Source organism: Halorussus marinus (genome assembly GCF_004521895.1).
In the GTDB taxonomy this organism is placed as follows: Archaea; Halobacteriota; Halobacteria; order Halobacteriales; family Haladaptataceae; genus Halorussus; species Halorussus marinus.
In genome coordinates, this window is record NZ_SBIR01000012.1 from 40,086 (window position 1) to 55,955 (window position 15,870).

16 protein-coding genes and 2 tRNA genes are annotated in these 15,870 nt (G+C 68.2%); 3 read left to right on the forward strand and 15 right to left on the reverse strand.

What is annotated here, in order from left to right:
* Positions 1-2: 2 nt before the first annotated feature.
* The 4 genes from EPL04_RS14910 to EPL04_RS14925 are packed head-to-tail and all read right to left on the reverse strand — an operon-like array spanning position 3 to position 2,520.
* On the reverse strand, positions 3-638 hold the full coding sequence (locus EPL04_RS14910; protein ID WP_134671993.1) for a 30S ribosomal protein S3ae: 636 nt from the start codon (positions 636-638) through the stop codon (positions 3-5).
* Complete coding sequence (locus tag EPL04_RS14915; protein WP_134671994.1) at positions 635-904, reverse strand: KEOPS complex subunit Pcc1; 270 nt, start codon at positions 902-904, stop codon at positions 635-637. Before EPL04_RS14915 ends, EPL04_RS14910 begins: the two co-directional genes overlap by 4 nt.
* Positions 901-2,052, reverse strand: coding sequence for an exonuclease RecJ (locus EPL04_RS14920; protein WP_134671995.1), 1,152 nt, complete (start codon positions 2,050-2,052; stop codon positions 901-903). Before EPL04_RS14920 ends, EPL04_RS14915 begins: the two co-directional genes overlap by 4 nt.
* Positions 2,053-2,520 carry a 30S ribosomal protein S15 gene (locus EPL04_RS14925; protein WP_134671996.1) on the reverse strand — a complete coding sequence of 156 codons (468 nt, stop codon included), beginning with the start codon at positions 2,518-2,520 and terminating at the stop codon, positions 2,053-2,055.
* A gap of 297 nt (positions 2,521-2,817) precedes the next feature.
* On the opposite strand from EPL04_RS14925, the gene EPL04_RS14930 reads away from it, so the two are divergent.
* Positions 2,818-2,889, forward strand: a tRNA-Ala gene (locus EPL04_RS14930).
* A gap of 381 nt (positions 2,890-3,270) precedes the next feature.
* Positions 3,271-3,609 (forward strand): HalOD1 output domain-containing protein, encoded by a 339-nt coding sequence (locus EPL04_RS14935; RefSeq protein WP_134671997.1) that lies wholly within the window; start codon positions 3,271-3,273, stop codon positions 3,607-3,609.
* A gap of 51 nt (positions 3,610-3,660) precedes the next feature.
* Here EPL04_RS14935 and EPL04_RS14940 read toward each other — a convergent pair whose 3' ends face one another.
* Together EPL04_RS14940 and EPL04_RS14945 are read right to left on the reverse strand one after the other, a co-directional pair.
* On the reverse strand, positions 3,661-3,852 hold the full coding sequence (locus tag EPL04_RS14940; RefSeq protein WP_134671998.1) for a hypothetical protein: 192 nt from the start codon (positions 3,850-3,852) through the stop codon (positions 3,661-3,663).
* Positions 3,853-3,900: 48 nt separating this feature from the next.
* Entirely contained in the window at positions 3,901-4,224 is a 324-nt protein-coding gene (locus EPL04_RS14945; protein WP_134671999.1) for a HalOD1 output domain-containing protein, read from the reverse strand.
* A gap of 231 nt (positions 4,225-4,455) precedes the next feature.
* Here EPL04_RS14945 and EPL04_RS14950 point away from each other — a divergent pair, with 231 nt between their 5' ends.
* Complete coding sequence (locus tag EPL04_RS14950) at positions 4,456-5,958, forward strand: DUF7289 family protein (RefSeq protein WP_134672000.1); 1,503 nt, start codon at positions 4,456-4,458, stop codon at positions 5,956-5,958.
* Here the strand turns inward: EPL04_RS14950 and EPL04_RS14955 are convergent.
* From EPL04_RS14955 to EPL04_RS14995, 9 genes are all read right to left on the reverse strand, one after another.
* Positions 5,955-6,689, reverse strand: coding sequence for a DUF7289 family protein (locus EPL04_RS14955; protein WP_134672001.1), 735 nt, complete (start codon positions 6,687-6,689; stop codon positions 5,955-5,957). The two genes, EPL04_RS14950 and EPL04_RS14955, sit on opposite strands and share 4 nt — an antisense overlap.
* The gene (locus EPL04_RS14960; protein WP_134672002.1) at positions 6,686-7,147 is read right to left on the reverse strand and encodes a DUF7266 family protein; all 462 of its coding nucleotides are present in this window, start codon (positions 7,145-7,147) and stop codon (positions 6,686-6,688) included. The genes EPL04_RS14955 and EPL04_RS14960 overlap by 4 nt, the downstream gene beginning before the upstream one ends.
* Positions 7,144-8,064, reverse strand: coding sequence for a DUF7261 family protein (locus EPL04_RS14965; RefSeq protein WP_134672003.1), 921 nt, complete (start codon positions 8,062-8,064; stop codon positions 7,144-7,146). Before EPL04_RS14965 ends, EPL04_RS14960 begins: the two co-directional genes overlap by 4 nt.
* Complete coding sequence (locus tag EPL04_RS14970; RefSeq protein WP_134672004.1) at positions 8,058-8,702, reverse strand: DUF7288 family protein; 645 nt, start codon at positions 8,700-8,702, stop codon at positions 8,058-8,060. Before EPL04_RS14970 ends, EPL04_RS14965 begins: the two co-directional genes overlap by 7 nt.
* The gene (locus tag EPL04_RS14975) at positions 8,696-9,139 is read right to left on the reverse strand and encodes a DUF7287 family protein (RefSeq protein ID WP_134672005.1); all 444 of its coding nucleotides are present in this window, start codon (positions 9,137-9,139) and stop codon (positions 8,696-8,698) included. The genes EPL04_RS14970 and EPL04_RS14975 overlap by 7 nt, the downstream gene beginning before the upstream one ends.
* A 2-nt stretch (positions 9,140-9,141) precedes the next feature.
* Complete coding sequence (locus tag EPL04_RS14980; protein WP_134672006.1) at positions 9,142-11,175, reverse strand: type II secretion system F family protein; 2,034 nt, start codon at positions 11,173-11,175, stop codon at positions 9,142-9,144.
* Positions 11,172-14,654, reverse strand: a complete 3,483-nt coding sequence (locus EPL04_RS19240; RefSeq protein ID WP_245154590.1) for a type II/IV secretion system ATPase subunit — start codon at positions 14,652-14,654, stop codon at positions 11,172-11,174. The genes EPL04_RS14980 and EPL04_RS19240 overlap by 4 nt, the downstream gene beginning before the upstream one ends.
* A 172-nt stretch (positions 14,655-14,826) precedes the next feature.
* Entirely contained in the window at positions 14,827-15,522 is a 696-nt protein-coding gene (locus EPL04_RS14990) for a DJ-1/PfpI family protein (RefSeq protein WP_134672007.1), read from the reverse strand.
* 243 nt (positions 15,523-15,765) lie between these two features.
* A tRNA-Met gene (locus EPL04_RS14995) sits at positions 15,766-15,840 on the reverse strand.
* Between the last annotated feature and the right edge of the window lie 30 nt (positions 15,841-15,870).

Here is a 15,870-nt window from a genome sequence, read left to right on the forward strand (position 1 = left end):
GCTCAGACCTCGACTTCGTCTTCGTCGACGTCGACCGCGGTCTCTTCCTCGGCGGCGACTTCCTCGGGTCGGGCTTCGAGGGTCGTCTTCTTGATCTCGACGCGTCGGAGGGGGTAGATCGTCTTCGCGTCGCCGTAGATGGCCGACGAGAGTCGGCCCTCGACGATGGAGTCGACGAGGTCTTCGAACGTCCGGTCCTCGGCGGCCTCCTCGACGATGCGGGTCATCGTGTCCCGGATCGCCTTCTCCTGGCTCGCGTCGGCATCTTTGGTCGTGAACGCCACCGGCTGGACCTGCACGCGGTAGTCGTCGGTCGTGAGGACCGTGACGTACGCCTCGACCTTCGAGGCGCCGCGCCGTACCAGACTGCGGAGGTAGTCGCGGGTGAGTTCGTGCTTGACGAACTCGGTGTAGGCCGCGTCGCTTCCCACGTCGTTGATCTTGAACGTGAGCTTCGTGTTGTTCTCGCTGGCGTCGCCCTGCAGGTCGCCGAGCGTCGTCTCGACGTTGCGACCCAGCACTTTGTCCGGTTCGTCCGCGGGGGTCTCACCGAGTTCGGCCCGGTCGAACTGCTGTGGGGCGTGAATGGTGTACCACCGCTTCTCCTGTTTCTGCTTGGAAACTGATCGTTCGCTCATGGTTGTGTTGTAGCGTCTGCGTGTCGTTTGGCTGCCTGTACCACTCGCTTGGCCACCGCGAGGTTCACCACGTAGTCGTCGGCCGTGGTCCGGAGTCCGCCGGTCGTCTCGCGCTCGACGGTCGTCACCACGACGCCGTCGGCGTCGGCGCCCCCGCTCGTCTCGTCGACGCGAGTGTCGATTTCGGACGTGTTGTCGGGGCGGACCGCCGCCGCGATCGTCTCGGCGTCGTCGAGTTCCGTCCGGATCGTCGCCGTGCGACTCATGCGTTGGCCTCCCGGAAGGCGGTGAGAAACTCCTTGGCGTCCGTCTCGGGATCGAACCGCGCGTAGCCGCGTCGGGCGGTGCCGCCGCCGACGCCGCCGACCGCGTTGACCGCGTCGGTCATCGCGGCGCCGATCGCCCGCTCGTCGGTCGCGGCCGCGGCCGCTTCCTCGTCGGTCACGACGAGCGCGACGGGTTCGGGCGACCGGAAGTCCCGGAGGAGTCGGGCGACGGTCTCGACGGGCGCGGCGTCGGTTCTGGCGGCGAACAGGCCGTCGTACCGGGCGGTCGTGGCCGCCCGGAGCGCCCCGTGGGCGGCGCGGGCGTGGTCGCGCCACGCGTCGAGCGCGTCGGTCCGCGCGTCGTGACCGAGCGCGAGCGCGCTCGCGGTGCCCGGTCGTTCGCGGGCGACCGCCGCCAGCACGTCGGCGTACCCCTCGACGGTCGCGAAGGGACCGTCGGCGAGCGCGTGCGGTCTGAGCGCGCGTTCGACCGCCTCGGCCGCCCGCGCGGTCGCCTCGGGGCCGCCCGTAACCGCGAGCGCGAACTCGGAGGCCACCGTCCGTCGGGCCGACTCGTCGAGTTCGGCCGGGAGGCCGAGTTCGGCGAGCGTCGCCTGCGCGGCGCCGGCGTCGCCGGAGTAGTCGGCGTGGGCGAGCGTCGTGTGCGCGAGCCCGTCGGCGAGGTCATCGGTCGGCACCCCGACGCCGGGTCGGCGCTCGACGCCCGACTCTCGGGCGGCCTCGCGAACGCGGACCGCTCGGTCGCGGGGTTGCGCGTCGCTCGCGAGGACGCCCGCCAGCGCGAGCGCCGGATCGGGCGAGGCGTCGAGGTCGCCCGCCGCGTCGAAGGCGGTCGCACTCGCCGGCGTCGCCTCGGCCGGCAGGTGGGCGTCGGCCGACGGATCGAGTCCGACGCCGACGGTCGCGTCGCGATCGCCGTCGGCGAGCGTCTCGCCGAACCGGCCGACCCGCACCTGATAAGGGACGCCGCGCTCGGCGAGCGCGCCGGCGAGTAGCCCGGCCGCGGCGAGGCAGTCGCCGTCGGCGCGCGCGAGCAGCCGGACGAACTCCGACTCGCGGAGCGTCGCGGCCACGTCGCTGGCGTCGGGAGCGTGCCCGTCGGCTGTGCGGCGACCCGAGGTGGACATCTACTCTTCGAGGAGCGCCTTGGCGGTGTCGTACGAGTACGTGAACTCCTCGTCGAGCTCGTCGCCGCGATAGTAGTCGACGAGGCGACGGACCTTCGACTGGGTGTTCTGGAGCGCGCGCTTGTTGGCGTGGTCCTGGGGGTTCTCGTCCATGTGCTCGCGCAGGCGGACGGCCCGCTTCATCAGATTCCGGAGGTCCTCGGGGAGGTCGTCGTCGGCGTCGTTCTCCTCGAGGATCTCGGTGACCTTCTTGCCGGTCGCCAGCTTCACGTCGGGGACCGGCGTGCCCTTCACGCCCTCGTCGCGCAGTTTCAGCCCGATCTCGCTGGGGCTGTGGCCCTGCTCGGCCAGCTCGACGATGCGGGCTTCGATCTCGTCTTCGTCTACGTCGCTCCACTCCGGGGGTTCGTCTGCCACCGGCTTGTCCGAGTCGGACGAGCCGCGGCGGCGGGTGTGCATTCGTGCCATTGTTGGTGATTGGAACTGCACAGTCCGCTGTGGTCCTGTGGGTGTGCGGTGCGTCGGTCCGACGCGTGCACGTCCGCAATCCCGAGCCGGTCAAGAGGCGGGGTCCGAGACCCCGTCGCGGGCGAGGCCTGCGAGCGCCGGCGAGTCAGATTTGCGGCTGTGCCGTTCCCGTAGCTCAAGGAAGTGCCCGGAGGTAATTAAATGGTCACATTCCCCGCCGGCGTGTGAGCGCCCACCGGGGTGGCCGGATTCCGAGAGGTTTATCAGTAGCCCCGGACAACGTGAGGATGCGTTCGAGGGCTCGTAGATCAGCGGTAGATCATCCCCCTGGCACGGGGAAGGCCCCGGGTTCAAATCCCGGCGAGTCCACTCCTCTCGTTGCACTCGCTCCGTTTTTTCGCCGACATCACGCTCGCGTGATTCCCGTCGTGTCCCTTCATTTCGTCACTCCGTGCTCCGCCCGCCGGACTGTCCGGCGACAGACCGGCTACGCATAGCGATTCGCGGAGCTTCGCGGCGCATCGCCGGGAGCGACGCCGTCGCACGTCGGACGGCTCAAGGGGCCGTTACCTGACCGACCCGCTACCACTCGCGGCCAATACCCCCGTCGGGAGTGCCCGAAGCGGTGTTGGGAGTCTGATGCGCTCGGCGGCGTAAACGCGAGCGTACGAAATTCGAATCCGTACCGACGCGGCGGAACGCTACGGACGGACTCGGTCGTTCAAAAGGACGGGGACCGAAGCGGTGGGTATGATCGATTCGACCCGCGAGATCCTCGATTACGACCTCGACTCGGGGACCCTCCGGACCACGTACAGCTACCCGTCTCAGCCGCCCTCGATCGCGGTCCCGATCGCGCTCGGCGCGCTCACCCGGACGTCGCCGACCGAACTGACTCCGATGTACGAGGCCGCTGGCGTCGACCCCGACTCGCTCGATGACCTGTTTCGGCCCACGCCCGGCGGCGCCGAGCGGAACGCGACGGTGTCGTTCGACTATCGCGGCCACCGCGTCACGGTCAAAGGCTACGGGCGGGTCGTAATCCGAACCGACGACGCCGACTCCGGGGAGCGTGATCTCGGCTCGTGAGCTCAGGGGAACGTGACCCCGATCCGTGAGGTCCGGTTCGCGGCGCCGGCCTCAGAACTCCGCCCGGGAGATCCACTCGCGGGCGACCGCCACGAACCACGCCATCCAGACGGCGAAGGCGCCGAGCCACGCCGCGTATCGAACGGGCGGACCGAGGGAGAGACACGACGCCGCGCCGATCAGTCCGGCGCCGACCGCCAGCGCGGCGAGGTCGCGAGAAGAGAGTCGGGAAAATCCGGTCATGGCCGTCGGCTACGAGCCCGAGTCACATCGTTCTCACGCCGCGCTCCGCTACGTCTGGACGACCACGCGGCCGCTCGAATGGACGGTGACGGTGTAGACGTCGTAGGGGAACGACACCGAAACGTCGTCGCGTAGATCGCCGTACCGCCGGGGCTGAAACAGCAACTGGAGGGCGTCGCAGTCGACGACCGACGCGAGCGGCGTCATGTGGTCTGCGGGCTGGTCGGTGACCTCTGCGAGCGCGAGCGCGATTCCCGTGCACACCTCGCCCGAGAGCATGTAGTCGGTCAGGTCGAGCATGTAGGTCGAGCTCGTGTCGCCGTCGGCGGCCGCCATTTCGATCTCGACCGGATCGATGTTCTCGTTCGGCATGTTCATCTCGTTGGTACGCGTTCTCAGGCTGGACCGTACATAGCCCTTCCGGTGGAAATAATCGGTGCCGGAATCTCAATCTCTCGCCACACCGAACGCGCCACGCGACCGAGGACCCGGCCGTCGCTCCCGGGTCGCGTTCGGATTCGCTTCCGAGCGCGACCCCCCGAAACGAAAGAACTCCTACCATTTACTAGGTGATTTATACTGGTGTAGTTCTTCGCCCACCGTATGTTCGGGCGTGGACCGGCGACCGGAGGCGATCCGCGCGGTCAGTCGGAGGTCGTCGGTCTCGCGTTGCTGTTCGGGTTCACGCTGTTGACCGCCGTCGGGGTCGTTCTCGTCGGCGGGACCGCGATGGACGCTCTGGAGGGGTCGGCGTCCCTCCAGCAGGCAGAAAACAGCATGCGCGAGGCCGACGCTCGGCTGAGTCAGGTCGCGTTCAGCACGAACGACGCCCACACGATCGACTTCAGCGGACAGGCGGGCGACGTTCGGGTGACCGACAGCGGGAACGTGACGGTGACGGTCGTCAACGGCTCGGACACCTGCACCGCCCAGATCGGGTTCGGCTCGATAGAGTACCAGAACCGGAACGGCGACCTCGTCACGTATCAGGCGGGCGGCGTCTGGAAGCGGGTCGACGGCGGGAGCGTGATGCTCTCGCCGCCGGACATGCAGTATCGAAACGGGACGTTCAGCTTCCAGTTGGTCAACGTCAGCGGGTCGGTCGAGGGACCGGTCGAGTCGCTCCGAGCCAACAGGAACGCCGAGGCGTCCCGGGATCAGAGCGAACAGCTTCGGCGGACGTTCGGCGACCCGGCGTGCAATCCGCCCGACGAGGTCGTCGTCACCGTCGACAGCAAGTACTACCGCGCGTGGGGCGACTACTTCCGGGAGTACGTCGGCGGCAACGTCTCGACCGACCCCGCCGACGGCACCGCGTCGGTCGAACTGATCAGCGTCGGCTCCTCGGTGTCGATCTCTGGCGAGAACAACACCGTCGAGTCGTCGTCGGACTTCTCGGCGACCGTCGAGGTGCTGGGGACCGAACTGTCGGGGATCAGCGGCGATTCGATCCTGTACGGGCCGACGACCTTCGACGTGACGGTGAACGGGACCGAACTCACTCCCTGGCCGGACGGCGACCCCGACGACGGACTCGCGGCCGACCCCGCCGAGGACGACCTCAACGACCCGACGGCGGGCGAACAGTTCGTCTACGACCTGCGGAACCGCTCGTCGGGGACGACGATCACCGTCGGAGCCACCTCGTGGGAGTGTTCGTCGTGGTACTGGGAGGACACCGGGCAGGACCGCTACGTCGAGGGGTACGGCGACCTCGACCAGTACCGGTGTGGGGCGGTCACCGACGAGCGCATCGCCATCGACTCCGACTCGAACTCCGACAACCTCGTCTTGCTTCAGGACGGCGAGCGGGTGCCGGACTTCGGCGAGGCGGGCCCCGAGCAGCGAAACCTGACCGAGGTCCTCGGCGACCGGATCAACGACACGGGACACGTCCAACTGTCGGCCAACGAGGTCGTCTTCCTCTACGAACTGTCGAAAGCGGACGCAGACCCCGACAACGCCGACGACGCCGACGACCCCGACTACAACGACGCGGTCGTGTTGCTGACCATCGAGGAGGACAACGGCGTCGAGGACCCCGAGAGCTTCGCGGTCCACGTCTCGACCAACCACGTCGAGGTCACGGCCGACTCCGAGAGCTAAACGCGGATCGCCACCGAGAGGACGGTCCGCCGAACGAACGCCCGGGCGGTCGTACACTCGTAGCGGTCGCCCGACCGGACCCACCCGTTGTCGGTGAGATACCGGTCCCACGCGTCGCGGTTCGCCGACGAGGCGACCTCGAACCGGACGACCGTGTCCTCGTCGTCGGTCTGGGCCGTCGAGGTTCGCGGGAACACCGTCGACGCCTCGGCCCGCCGACCGACGACCACGACCGTCCCGTCGCTCGTCACCGACGCGGTGTCGGCGGTCGGGCGGACCGAGACGGTCGAGACGAGCGCCCGGTCGTCCGAACACTCGAACGCGGGCCGTCTGACGAGTACGCTCCCGCCGTCGGCCTGCCGGAACACCGCGCCCGCCTCGTACCGGATCGCGGTGTCGTCGTACCGGTAGACGAGCGCGCCGACCCCGACGTCCTCGGTGACGACGTCGCCGTCGTGAGCGACCGTCACCCGGAACCCGGTCGTCTCGTTGATGCTCAGCGTGCCGCCGTTGAGTCGGACCTCGCCCGCACGACCGGGCGCGCGACCGCGGTGGACCGCCTCGAAGTTCTGGGCGAGCGCCGCGACGGCTCGCTCGGCGTTGTTGACCTGTTCGGCGTCCCGAACCCCTTCAAGCGACCCGATCCCCGACCCGTAGAGGGCGCCGATCGAGACCACCACCACGGCGAACACGAGCACGAACCCGACGACGTTGCTGACGCCGCGGCTCACGCCGTCCCCTCCAGCGCGAGCGTTCCGTTCTCTGGCTCGTACGCCACGACGACGTCTCCGCCCGACACCGCGGTCGACCGGACCGGGGTCGCGTTCGCGAGCGTAATCGTCACGCTCGTCTCGGGGTTCGACGCGTTCAGCGCGAGACAGGGCGAGCGGTCGCACGGTCCCGACGGACCCGCCACCAGCGCGACCGTGTATCGGGCGCCGGCGAGTCGGGCGGGATGGGTCGTCCGGAGCCGAAGCTCCGCTTCGCGGTCGGCCACCAGTCGGTCGGCGCCTTCGAGTTCCGCCGCGAGTCGTTCGCCGACGACGCCGAGTTCGTTTCGCACCGCTCGCTCGCGCTGATCGGAGACGGCGCTCCCGGCGGCGATGACCAGCCCGCTCACCAGCACCGTCGTGACGGCGATGGCCATGGTGTACGTGACGGTGGTCGTGACGGCGCGTTCGTCGGTCATGGGTTCTCGATCGTGAGGTTGGTCGTGGTTCTGTAGCGCAGTTCGGGGGTCGCGTACGTGACGTTCACCGCGAGCGCGTCGACGGCGTAACTGCGGTACGGCGACGCCCACGGTGCGGCCGTCTCGACCGCGCCCAGCGAGGCGTCGGTCCCATCGAGGACGAGTCGGTACCGGCCGGTCGCGTTGGTCGCGTTCGCGTAGCCGAGTTCGTATGGCTCGCTCACGCCCGCGCCGAACTCGAACTCACAGCCCTCGGCGGCGGTTCCGTTGACGAAGTCGACGTCGACGGCGCCGTCGGCGGGCGACATCGTGCAGGTCGTCACCGAGCCGTCGGGCGCGACTCGGTCGAGGGCCACGTCGCTCCCGTCGGCGTGAATCCGCATCGTCCACTCGTCGCCGCCCGACGCGACCCGGACCCGGAACGCCTCCTCGTCGCTCGTCGCCAGCGACCCGGCGTCGACGCGCATCCGATAGCGCTGGACGGTCGCCGGGTCGGCGACGGTCCACTCGGCGTCGCCGTCCCGGTCGGTGAACGGCCTGCCGTCGTCGTCGTGACCGACGACGAGTCCGACCGACTCGCGTCCGGCGACCCGCGTGCCGATCGACGCCGGCCGTCGGCGGGTGACCGACGTGCCGACCAGCGCGCCGTACCGAGCGACGGTCTCGTTGATCGCGTCCCTGACCGCGCCGGCGCTCGCATAGGTGGCGTTCCGGTTGGCCCGCCCGACGAGCCCGGGGATCTCGGCGACGACGGAGGCTTCGAGCGCCGCGGCGTCGGCCGTCGCGTCGAGCGCCTCGCGGTTCGTGACGTTCTGCGTGTACAGCACCGTGTTGAGGACGACGACCAGCCCGACGACGGCGATCGCCAGCACGACCGCACCGATCAAAAGGAGCTGTCCGCGGTCGTCGCTCACCATACGACGAGTCGCACCTCCACGACGTTGAACACGGGACCGGGGTCGGCGTCGGCCGCGTAGAAGTGGCGCTCGTCGTCGGCGTCGAGCTCCGCGAGCGTCCGCCCGTCGGCGTCCTCCGGGGCGGTGAGTCCCATGTCGTCGTAGAGGACGACGGTGTGGGTCGCGATCACCGCGTTGTCCGACGGGACGCCCCGGTAGACGACGCGCTCGGTCTCGGTCCGGCGGGGCGCCGAGGCGTTCCGGTAGTCGACGTAGAGGTTGTAGACGTACCCCTCCGAGGCGAACGTCTCGTTCAGCAGTTCCCCGAGACCGTCACACACCTCGGCTCGCCCCGGCGGGCCGCGGGTGCAGGGCGGGTCCGAGCCGTACCCGCGGTCCCGACTGTAGGCGTAGGCGAAGGTTCTGGAGGAGTTGTTCCAGTACCGAGCGAGCGGGCGGAGCTGGCGATTCTCGGCCGCGACCGCGAGCGCGTCCTCGGCCTCCACGCGGAGCTGGGCCTTCACGTCCTGGTCGACCGTGCCCGCGGTCGTCGGCGTGAGGACGACCGCCTGTAGCGCGAACAGCACCGCGGTCAGCACCACGATGCTTGCGACGATCCCCTCGAGCGCGAACGCCTGCCCGCGATCGTCGCCTACCATAGGTACACCGTGAATCGGTAGGTCTCGTCGCGTATCGTGACGATTCTGGACGAGGCGGCGGCGGGCCGGTCGCCGAGCGCGCCACCGCCCCGGAGCGACTCCCCGTCGACGGTCGCCACCGACTCCGTCTCGGGATCGGTGACGGTGACGTTGATCCGGGTCGTCGCCGACAGCCCGTACGACGACCGGAGCGCGGTCTCGGTCCCGTTGGTCGCGTCGAATCGGCTCGCGGCCCGATCGGGGTCGAGCGCGTTGCCCCCGGTCGAGAGGTCCGCCAGCGCGGTCGCCGCGGTCCGGTCGGCCCGCGTCGTCAGCCCGTCGTCGATGGGCGCGTTGAACGGGGCGAAAAGCGACGGGATCAGCCCGAACGCGAACGCGACCGTGAGCACGAAGACGCTGACTCCGAGCGCGAAGTCGATGGTTGTCTGTCCTCTCATGGTCAGATGAAGCTGAAGACGACGAGCGCGACCGTCGGGAGCGCGACCGCGAACTTCACGCCCGACAAGAGCGAGGCGTCGCGGATGTACCCCGCGATGAACCCCGAGAGGATCGCCTGAAGGGTGACGGCGTGGAAAAACAGCATCGACAGCAGGGTGCTGTCGACGCCCCCACCGAAGTCCATCCCGCCCGATCCGACGGCTTCCCCGCCGCTCGCGGCGGCCTGCCCGGAGAGACCCGTCATCACGTCGAGGAACTTCACTTTCAGGATCGCCATCACCGCGAGCAGGGTGAGGTAGGTCATCACGATGATGACGACCTGCATCCGGGCGCGCGACCGGCGCTCGCGGTCGATGTCGTCTTGGTTCTCGCTGGCCTGGGCCGCGGTCGACAGCACCGCCGAGATCTGGCTCGAGGCCTCCTGGGACTTCGAGACGAGCTTGACCGTCCGGGCGAGCCGCGGGACGTGATACCGGTTGTTGAACTCGATGAGCGCGGGCCTGAGCCCCATACCGTACTCGACTTTGGCGTGGAGCACGTCGAACTCCTCGGCGAGCTTCCCCGAGGAGGTGTCGGCGACCGTCCGGATCGATTCGAGCAGGGTCAGTCCGGTGTCGTTCGCGCTCGATAGCTTCCGGAGGCTGTCCGAGAGCTTCGTGACGATCGCGCGTCGCGACCGGAGGTTCCACGAGTGGAACACCGCAAGCGGGAGGAAAATCACGTATATCGGGACGTACACGTAGACGAACGTCCCCCACACCGGGCTCTCTATCATCCCGTCGACGGTCCGGGGCGCCGCCCCCGACCAGACCGCGTTGCCCACGAGCACCAGCGCGGCCGGCACCGTGAGCCCCAGCGTGAAAAGCGGTCGGTCCCGAAAGAAGACGTGGGGGCGCTTGAGCAGCGACACCGTCTCGTGGGTTCCCTCCCGGCTCTTGATGCGGTCGAACACCGAAAACTCCCCGACGTAGCGCTCGATCAGCCCGAGGTGGAGCAGGCCGGCGCCGGTCCGGGCCGCGAGTCGGTCGCCGCCCGCCTCGGGGTCGAGGTAGCCGTCGCCGGGGTCGTCCTGCTTGACCGTCGAGACCAACACGAGGAAGCCGACGCCGGTCAGCGGGATCAGCCCGTAGACGGTCGCGTACAGCAGTCGCTCCTGGGCCTGCCCGAGCATCGACATGATCACGAGGATGATGATGAGCAACAGCGGGAACAGCGAGAGGGTCATGTACATCTCCCCGAACAGTTCGAGGGTCTCGAGGGTCATCTCCTGTTCCTGCTTGGCGGTCCGCATGTGCTTGTCCTTCTTGTCGTCCAGGAACGCGCTCATGTCGCCGCCGGAGTTGACGATCGAGAGCATGTCGGTCAGAAACTGCCCGAACTCGTCGCTCGGGGTCTCCAGCGAGCGCTTGCGGATGGCGGTCCGGTAGTCGGTGTCGAAGTACTCGGTCTCCTGGACGATCGACTGGAACTCCCGGGCGACCTCGCCGTAGGTGTCGTCGGCTTTGGCCATCGCCTCCAGTATTTCGAGTTGATTCAGTCCGCCGACCGACAGCGCGTACATGAACGAGACCGCGTCGGGCAGCAGCATGTTGATCTCGCGCTCGCGCTCGCCGGCCCGGTAGTAGGGGATCGCGGCGATCGTCCCGAACCCGGCTCCCATCCCGATCGCGCCGAAGACCAGCCCGCTTCCCGCGACCAGCGCCGGCACCTTCAGAGTCTCGACGAGCGCGAGCGCCGCGTCGTTCGGCACCGGCACGCCGATGAGGACGTCGACGCCGACGACGCCCGTGGCGAACAGCGCGTAGCCGACCAGCGTGCCGAGCACCCAGAGGACGCCCCCGAGGATCGCGCCGATCGCGAGCCCCCGCGAGAGGTACAGTTCGACGGTGTCGGCCATCCGGGCCTCCGCGAGCTTTCGCTCGACGTCGGCCACGAAGTCGCCCTCGGCGTCGAACAGGTAGTCGAACACCGGGTAGAAGGCGTCGGCCAGCGCGTCGCCCGACCGGCGGGTCCCGGTCGCGGTGCCGTGGCTCATTCTCGGTCCTCCCGGTCGCCGTCGGTGTCGTCGTCACTCGCCTCGCGCTCGGCCTCTTCGTCCTCGCCGTCGAAGGCGGCCTCGAAGCCGCCGAACGAGTCGTCGTCGGCTTCGTCGTAGGCCTCGGGGAAGCTCCCCAGTTCGCCGCCCTCGTGGGTCTCCCGGACGCTGTCTTCGGGACCGACCGACTCGGTGTCGCGGACTCGTTCGCCCTCCGGCGGACCGGTATCGGGGCGGTCGCCCGCCGCGTCCGGATACGACTCGGCCGGGGTATCGGCGGGTTCGGCACTCTCGGCGAGCGCGACCGCGAGTCCCTCGACGTCGGCGTCGGCGCCGCGGTAGTCGTCGAGGATGCGCTCGTCGGCTTCCGCGAGGATACCCTGTGCGAGCTCGTAAGTCTCCTCGTCGGGGTCGGGCCGGGGCACCATCTCCTCTTTTTTCGGGTCGATGTCGATGTGGACGCTCTCCATCTCCCGGAGGTCCGCCAGACTCGCTTCGAGTTCGCCGTTGGCGATCAGCGTGAGGATGGTGTCGGGGTCGTTGATGAACGCCTGGGCGGTGGCCGCGACCTGTGTGTACTCGTTGAGCCCGTTGGTGATGAGGTATGCGAGGATGACCCGGCGCTTGAGAATCTCGTCTTCCAGTCGCTCGCGGGACCACCCCCGGTCGAACATGATATCTTCCATCGTCGACGACCCTGACAGCCGCATGAACTCGTCGTCCTCGGCGCGCCACTGGAAGATGTCCTGAACGTTTATCTCGTCGTTCTCGGCGCTGTACTCGTTGATCTCGGTGAGCGACTTGTTCCGACGCACCTTGCTCCCCTGGACCCGGGTCTGGGTCTGGATCGACACCAGATCGAGCGCGGTGAACAGGGTCTTCGAGACGTTGATGGGCTCGGTCGTGAACCGCTTGAGCACCTCGCCGACCGTGTCGGCGTGGAAGGTGGTGTAGGTGGTGTGGCCCGTCGACATGACCTGAAAGAGCGTCCGGCCCTCCTCGCCGCGGATCTCGCCCATCACGATGTAGTCGGGGCGCTGGCGGAGCGCCGCCTCCAGCAGGTCGAACTCGTCGACGTCGCCCTTGTCGTCGTCCGAGAACGAGGGCCGGGTCACGCTCGCGATCCAGTTGCGCTGGGGGAGTTCGACCTCCCGGGTGTCCTCGATGGAGACGATCTTGGTGTTGCTCGGGATGAAAAGCGAGACGGCGTTCAGGCTGGTGGTCTTGCCCGAGGCGGTCCCGCCCGCGAAGATCAGCGACTTGTGGTTCTCGATGGCGAGCCACATGAACGCCATCTCCTCCAGCGAGAACGTGTTCCAGTTCACCAGATCGATCGGGGTGAACGGCACGTCCTTGAACTGTCGAATGGTGTAGTTGGTGCCGTGGTCGCTGACCTCTCGGCCGAGCGTGAGTTGGGCGCGCGAGCCGTCGGGCAGGGTGGCGTCGACCTGGGGCTGGCGCTTGCTGATGCCCTTGCCCGAGCGCTGGGCGAGCTTCACCACGAAGTCGTCGAGTTCGGACTCGCCGTGGTGGACGTTGGTGATGATCTGCTCGTAGTCGGTGTGGTAGACGAAGATCGGGGCGTTGTAGCCGTCGCAGGAGATGTCTTCGACGTTGATGTCGTGTTTGATGCCGTCGATGCGCTCGTAGCCGATGAAGTCCCGTTCGAGAAAGTACAGGAGCTTCTCGGTCTGGTACTCAGAGAGGCTGTCGTCGTCCTCTTCGAGCAGGGCGGGCTCGGGGCGGGCCGCGATGCCGTCGAGACCGCCCGACTCGTCGGGTTCGAGCGCCTCGATCTCGGCCTCGATCGCGGCCCGGACCTGCTCGCGGAGGCTCCCCGAGGCGTCGAACTCCAGATCGAGGTGCTCGTCGAGTCGGACCAGCGGCTCGTCGTCCGAATCGGAATCTGGGCGGGTCTCGCCCGGCGGGTCGTCCTCGCCCGCGAGTTCGGGATCGGCCGGCGACTCCGGGCCGCCGGGCGAGTCGGTCCCGGTCGCGTCCTCGCCCACCGCGCCGCCGTCCGCGACCGCCTTCTCGGCGTCCCCGTCGGGGCTCGGTTCGTCGTCGTCCTCGCGCTCGTCGCTCTTGTCGTCGTCCCGGTCGCCGGCGTCCGCTTCCGAGTCGGCGGCGCCCGCTTCGCTCGGGTAGGACCGCCCCTCCGCGAGCGCTTCCCGGAGGGGTTCGATCGCCGCGTCGGCGCCCTCCCGAGCGCGCGCGAGATACTCCGAAACGATGTCTCTGGTCTCGTCGTAGCGGTCGAGCAGTTCCCGGAGCTGTTCGGCGCGCTCGCCGTCGTTCTCGGCGTAGAGGTCGTAACGCGCCAGCAGGTCGAGGGTCTCACGCTCGATAACCGCCGCCCGATCCTCGGCTTCGGCGTCGACCACCACGTCGTCGCTGGAGTACTTGATCGCGGCCCGGAGCTTCCCCGTCAGGAACTCGGTCAGGTCGGCCTCGATCGGCGTTCGGTACGGCTCCACGAGGTAGTACTTGGTCTCGTTTTCCTTCGTGGAGTGAAAGAGCACGACGAACGCGTAGGGCTTGTTGACCCAGTAGCGATCGACCTCCCGGAAGTGTTGTTTCTTCGGGAGCGAGACGGCCTTCTCGAGGTCGTACCTGTTGACCAGCGTCGTATGGCCCTCGACCGTCGAGAAGAACGCGTCCTCGTCGAGTTCCGGGGGCACGTCGAGGGTGCGCTCGTCTTCGACCGCCAGCATGTGCTCGGCGTCGGCCGCCCCCTGCGCGAGTCGGGCTTCGAGGTCCTCTTCGGGGAAGCCGAGCCACTCCGCCTCGTCGAAGCGCTCGATTTCGCCGTCCGCGTCGCGCGGGCGCTCGGGCGCGGTGGTGTCTGTGTCCTGATAGTAGTACTCGTACTTGAAGTGCTCCCAGTAGTACTCGCCCTTCCGTACGGGCGTGGTCGCGGGGTCGAGCCACGACTCGAAGTCCGCGCTCAGGTCGGTGACGGCGACGCCGGCCTCGAAGACGCTCGCGCCCACGTCGTCGTGGCCGGTCCACTCGCTGGGATCGAACGCGACGACCTCGCCGTCTTCGTCTCGCGGGCGCGCGAGCGCCTCGCCGGTCTCCTCGTAGTAGTGTTCGTACTTGAAGTGCTCCCAGCGGTACTCGCCGAGCGCGACCGGCGTCTGCTCGGGGTCGAGAAACGCCTCGAAGGACGCGCTCAGTCGCGCCGCGCGCTCGGCCGCGATCTCGACCCGCGCGGGCGTCTCCTCGGGCGTGTGGCCGAGGTACGCCTCGCGGTCGAACTGTCGGGCCTTCCCCCGCCAGTTCGTCGGCGGGTCCCCGTCCTCGTAGAAGTACTCGTCTTTGAACGCCTCCCAGTCGTACTCGCCGACCGTCACGCGGTCCGACGCGAGCGTCTCGTCCGGGACGTCGAGTTCGTCCACCCCCGAAGACCCTCCGGTCGCCTCGCCCCCGTCGCGCTCGTCGTCGCCTCCCTCGACCGGGGCGTCTTCCTCACTCATCGTTCATCCCCTCGCGGGATCGCCGAAGAAACGTCAGAAGATATAAAATACGTTTCTTCATAACGTACGTTACATCGTAAATGAGAAGGTAATGAATGTTTCGGCCAAAGATTTCTAAACTGACACGATAGAAGCGCCGACTCCGCGTCCGACGCCGACGACCCGCGACCGATCAGGCGGTCTGGGTAGCGCCGAGCGCTTCGAGCAGCGCGTCCGCGCCGGCGTGAGACGACTCGGGGCCACGCGCGGTGAGGAGGTCGCCGTCGACGGTGACGCTGGTGTCCGAATCGAGCTCGGCGTCCCAGTCGCCGCCCGCCGCGATCACTTCGTCCTCGGTCCAGTAGGGGAGCTTGCGCCCGTCGGGCATGCGGTCTTTCTCGTCGACGATGTCTTGTTCCCACTCGTTGGGGAACCCGGTCACCTCGCGGTCCTCGACGAGGAAGCCGCCGTCGCTACGCCGTGCGAATCCGAGGATTCCGACCGCGTGACAGACGACCAGCGCCTTCCCGCCGTCCTCGCGCTCGACGACCTCCCGGAGGAGCGCGCGGGCGTGCTTGTCCTGGTTGACGTCCCACGCGGTGCCGTGGCCGCCCGGAATCACGAGGGCGTCGTACGCGTCGGCGTCGGCGTCCGCGACCGCCATCGGATTCTGGAGTCGCTCGTCGTTCTCGTGGGCCTTCCTCACCCGTTCGGCGGTCTCCTCGCCGACGTTCTCGGGGTCGATCGACCGTTCGTCGACGACCGGCACGTCCCCGCTCGGGGTCGCCACGTCGACGTCGACGCCGGCGTCCGAAAGCGCCTCCAGCGGATCGACACATTCCTCTGCCCAGTAGCCCTCCTCGCTGACGACGAACAGTGCTGATGTCATCACCAGTGGTAGGCCCCGTAGTTCAATAAGCGGCGTGGCCTCTCACCGGCTTGCCGCTTCCGGAAGATGTCGCCGTCGTGGAGCCCCGCGTCGAGTAGGTCGCACAAAACAGCGGGAGGTAGATTCGAACGACGGCCGCTCCGGGACGCTCCACTCTCGTTCGAATCTACTTCGCGCGAGAGTGCCGAACTCGACGGACGCTCGGCGACGAAGCGTCTCGCGGAACTGAGTTCGGCAAAAGTATAGCGGGAGGTAGATTTGAACTACCGATCTGCGGGTTATGAGCCCGCCGGAATCTCCTGGCTATCCCATCCCGCTACTATCTCGTAACCCCGTTTGACGGATAAG

Coding starts and splice junctions, on each gene's coding strand:
- EPL04_RS14970 (WP_134672004.1), bottom strand. CDS start 8,702: ATGGTAGGCGACGATCGCGGGCAGGCGTTCGCGCTCGAGGGGATCGTC.
- EPL04_RS14990 (WP_134672007.1), bottom strand. CDS start 15,522: ATGACATCAGCACTGTTCGTCGTCAGCGAGGAGGGCTACTGGGCAGAG.
- EPL04_RS14945 (WP_134671999.1), bottom strand. CDS start 4,224: ATGCCGAACGAGAACATCGATCCGGTCGAGATCGAAATGGCGGCCGCC.
- EPL04_RS14960 (WP_134672002.1), bottom strand. CDS start 7,147: ATGACCGACGAACGCGCCGTCACGACCACCGTCACGTACACCATGGCC.
- EPL04_RS14975 (WP_134672005.1), bottom strand. CDS start 9,139: ATGAGAGGACAGACAACCATCGACTTCGCGCTCGGAGTCAGCGTCTTC.
- EPL04_RS14965 (WP_134672003.1), bottom strand. CDS start 8,064: ATGGTGAGCGACGACCGCGGACAGCTCCTTTTGATCGGTGCGGTCGTG.
- EPL04_RS19240 (WP_245154590.1), bottom strand. CDS start 14,654: ATGAGTGAGGAAGACGCCCCGGTCGAGGGAGGCGACGACGAGCGCGAC.
- EPL04_RS14935 (WP_134671997.1), top strand. CDS start 3,271: ATGATCGATTCGACCCGCGAGATCCTCGATTACGACCTCGACTCGGGG.
- EPL04_RS14980 (WP_134672006.1), bottom strand. CDS start 11,175: ATGAGCCACGGCACCGCGACCGGGACCCGCCGGTCGGGCGACGCGCTG.
- EPL04_RS14925 (WP_134671996.1), bottom strand. CDS start 2,520: ATGGCACGAATGCACACCCGCCGCCGCGGCTCGTCCGACTCGGACAAG.
- EPL04_RS14910 (WP_134671993.1), bottom strand. CDS start 638: ATGAGCGAACGATCAGTTTCCAAGCAGAAACAGGAGAAGCGGTGGTAC.
- EPL04_RS14940 (WP_134671998.1), bottom strand. CDS start 3,852: ATGACCGGATTTTCCCGACTCTCTTCTCGCGACCTCGCCGCGCTGGCG.
- EPL04_RS14920 (WP_134671995.1), bottom strand. CDS start 2,052: ATGTCCACCTCGGGTCGCCGCACAGCCGACGGGCACGCTCCCGACGCC.
- EPL04_RS14915 (WP_134671994.1), bottom strand. CDS start 904: ATGAGTCGCACGGCGACGATCCGGACGGAACTCGACGACGCCGAGACG.
- EPL04_RS14950 (WP_134672000.1), top strand. CDS start 4,456: ATGTTCGGGCGTGGACCGGCGACCGGAGGCGATCCGCGCGGTCAGTCG.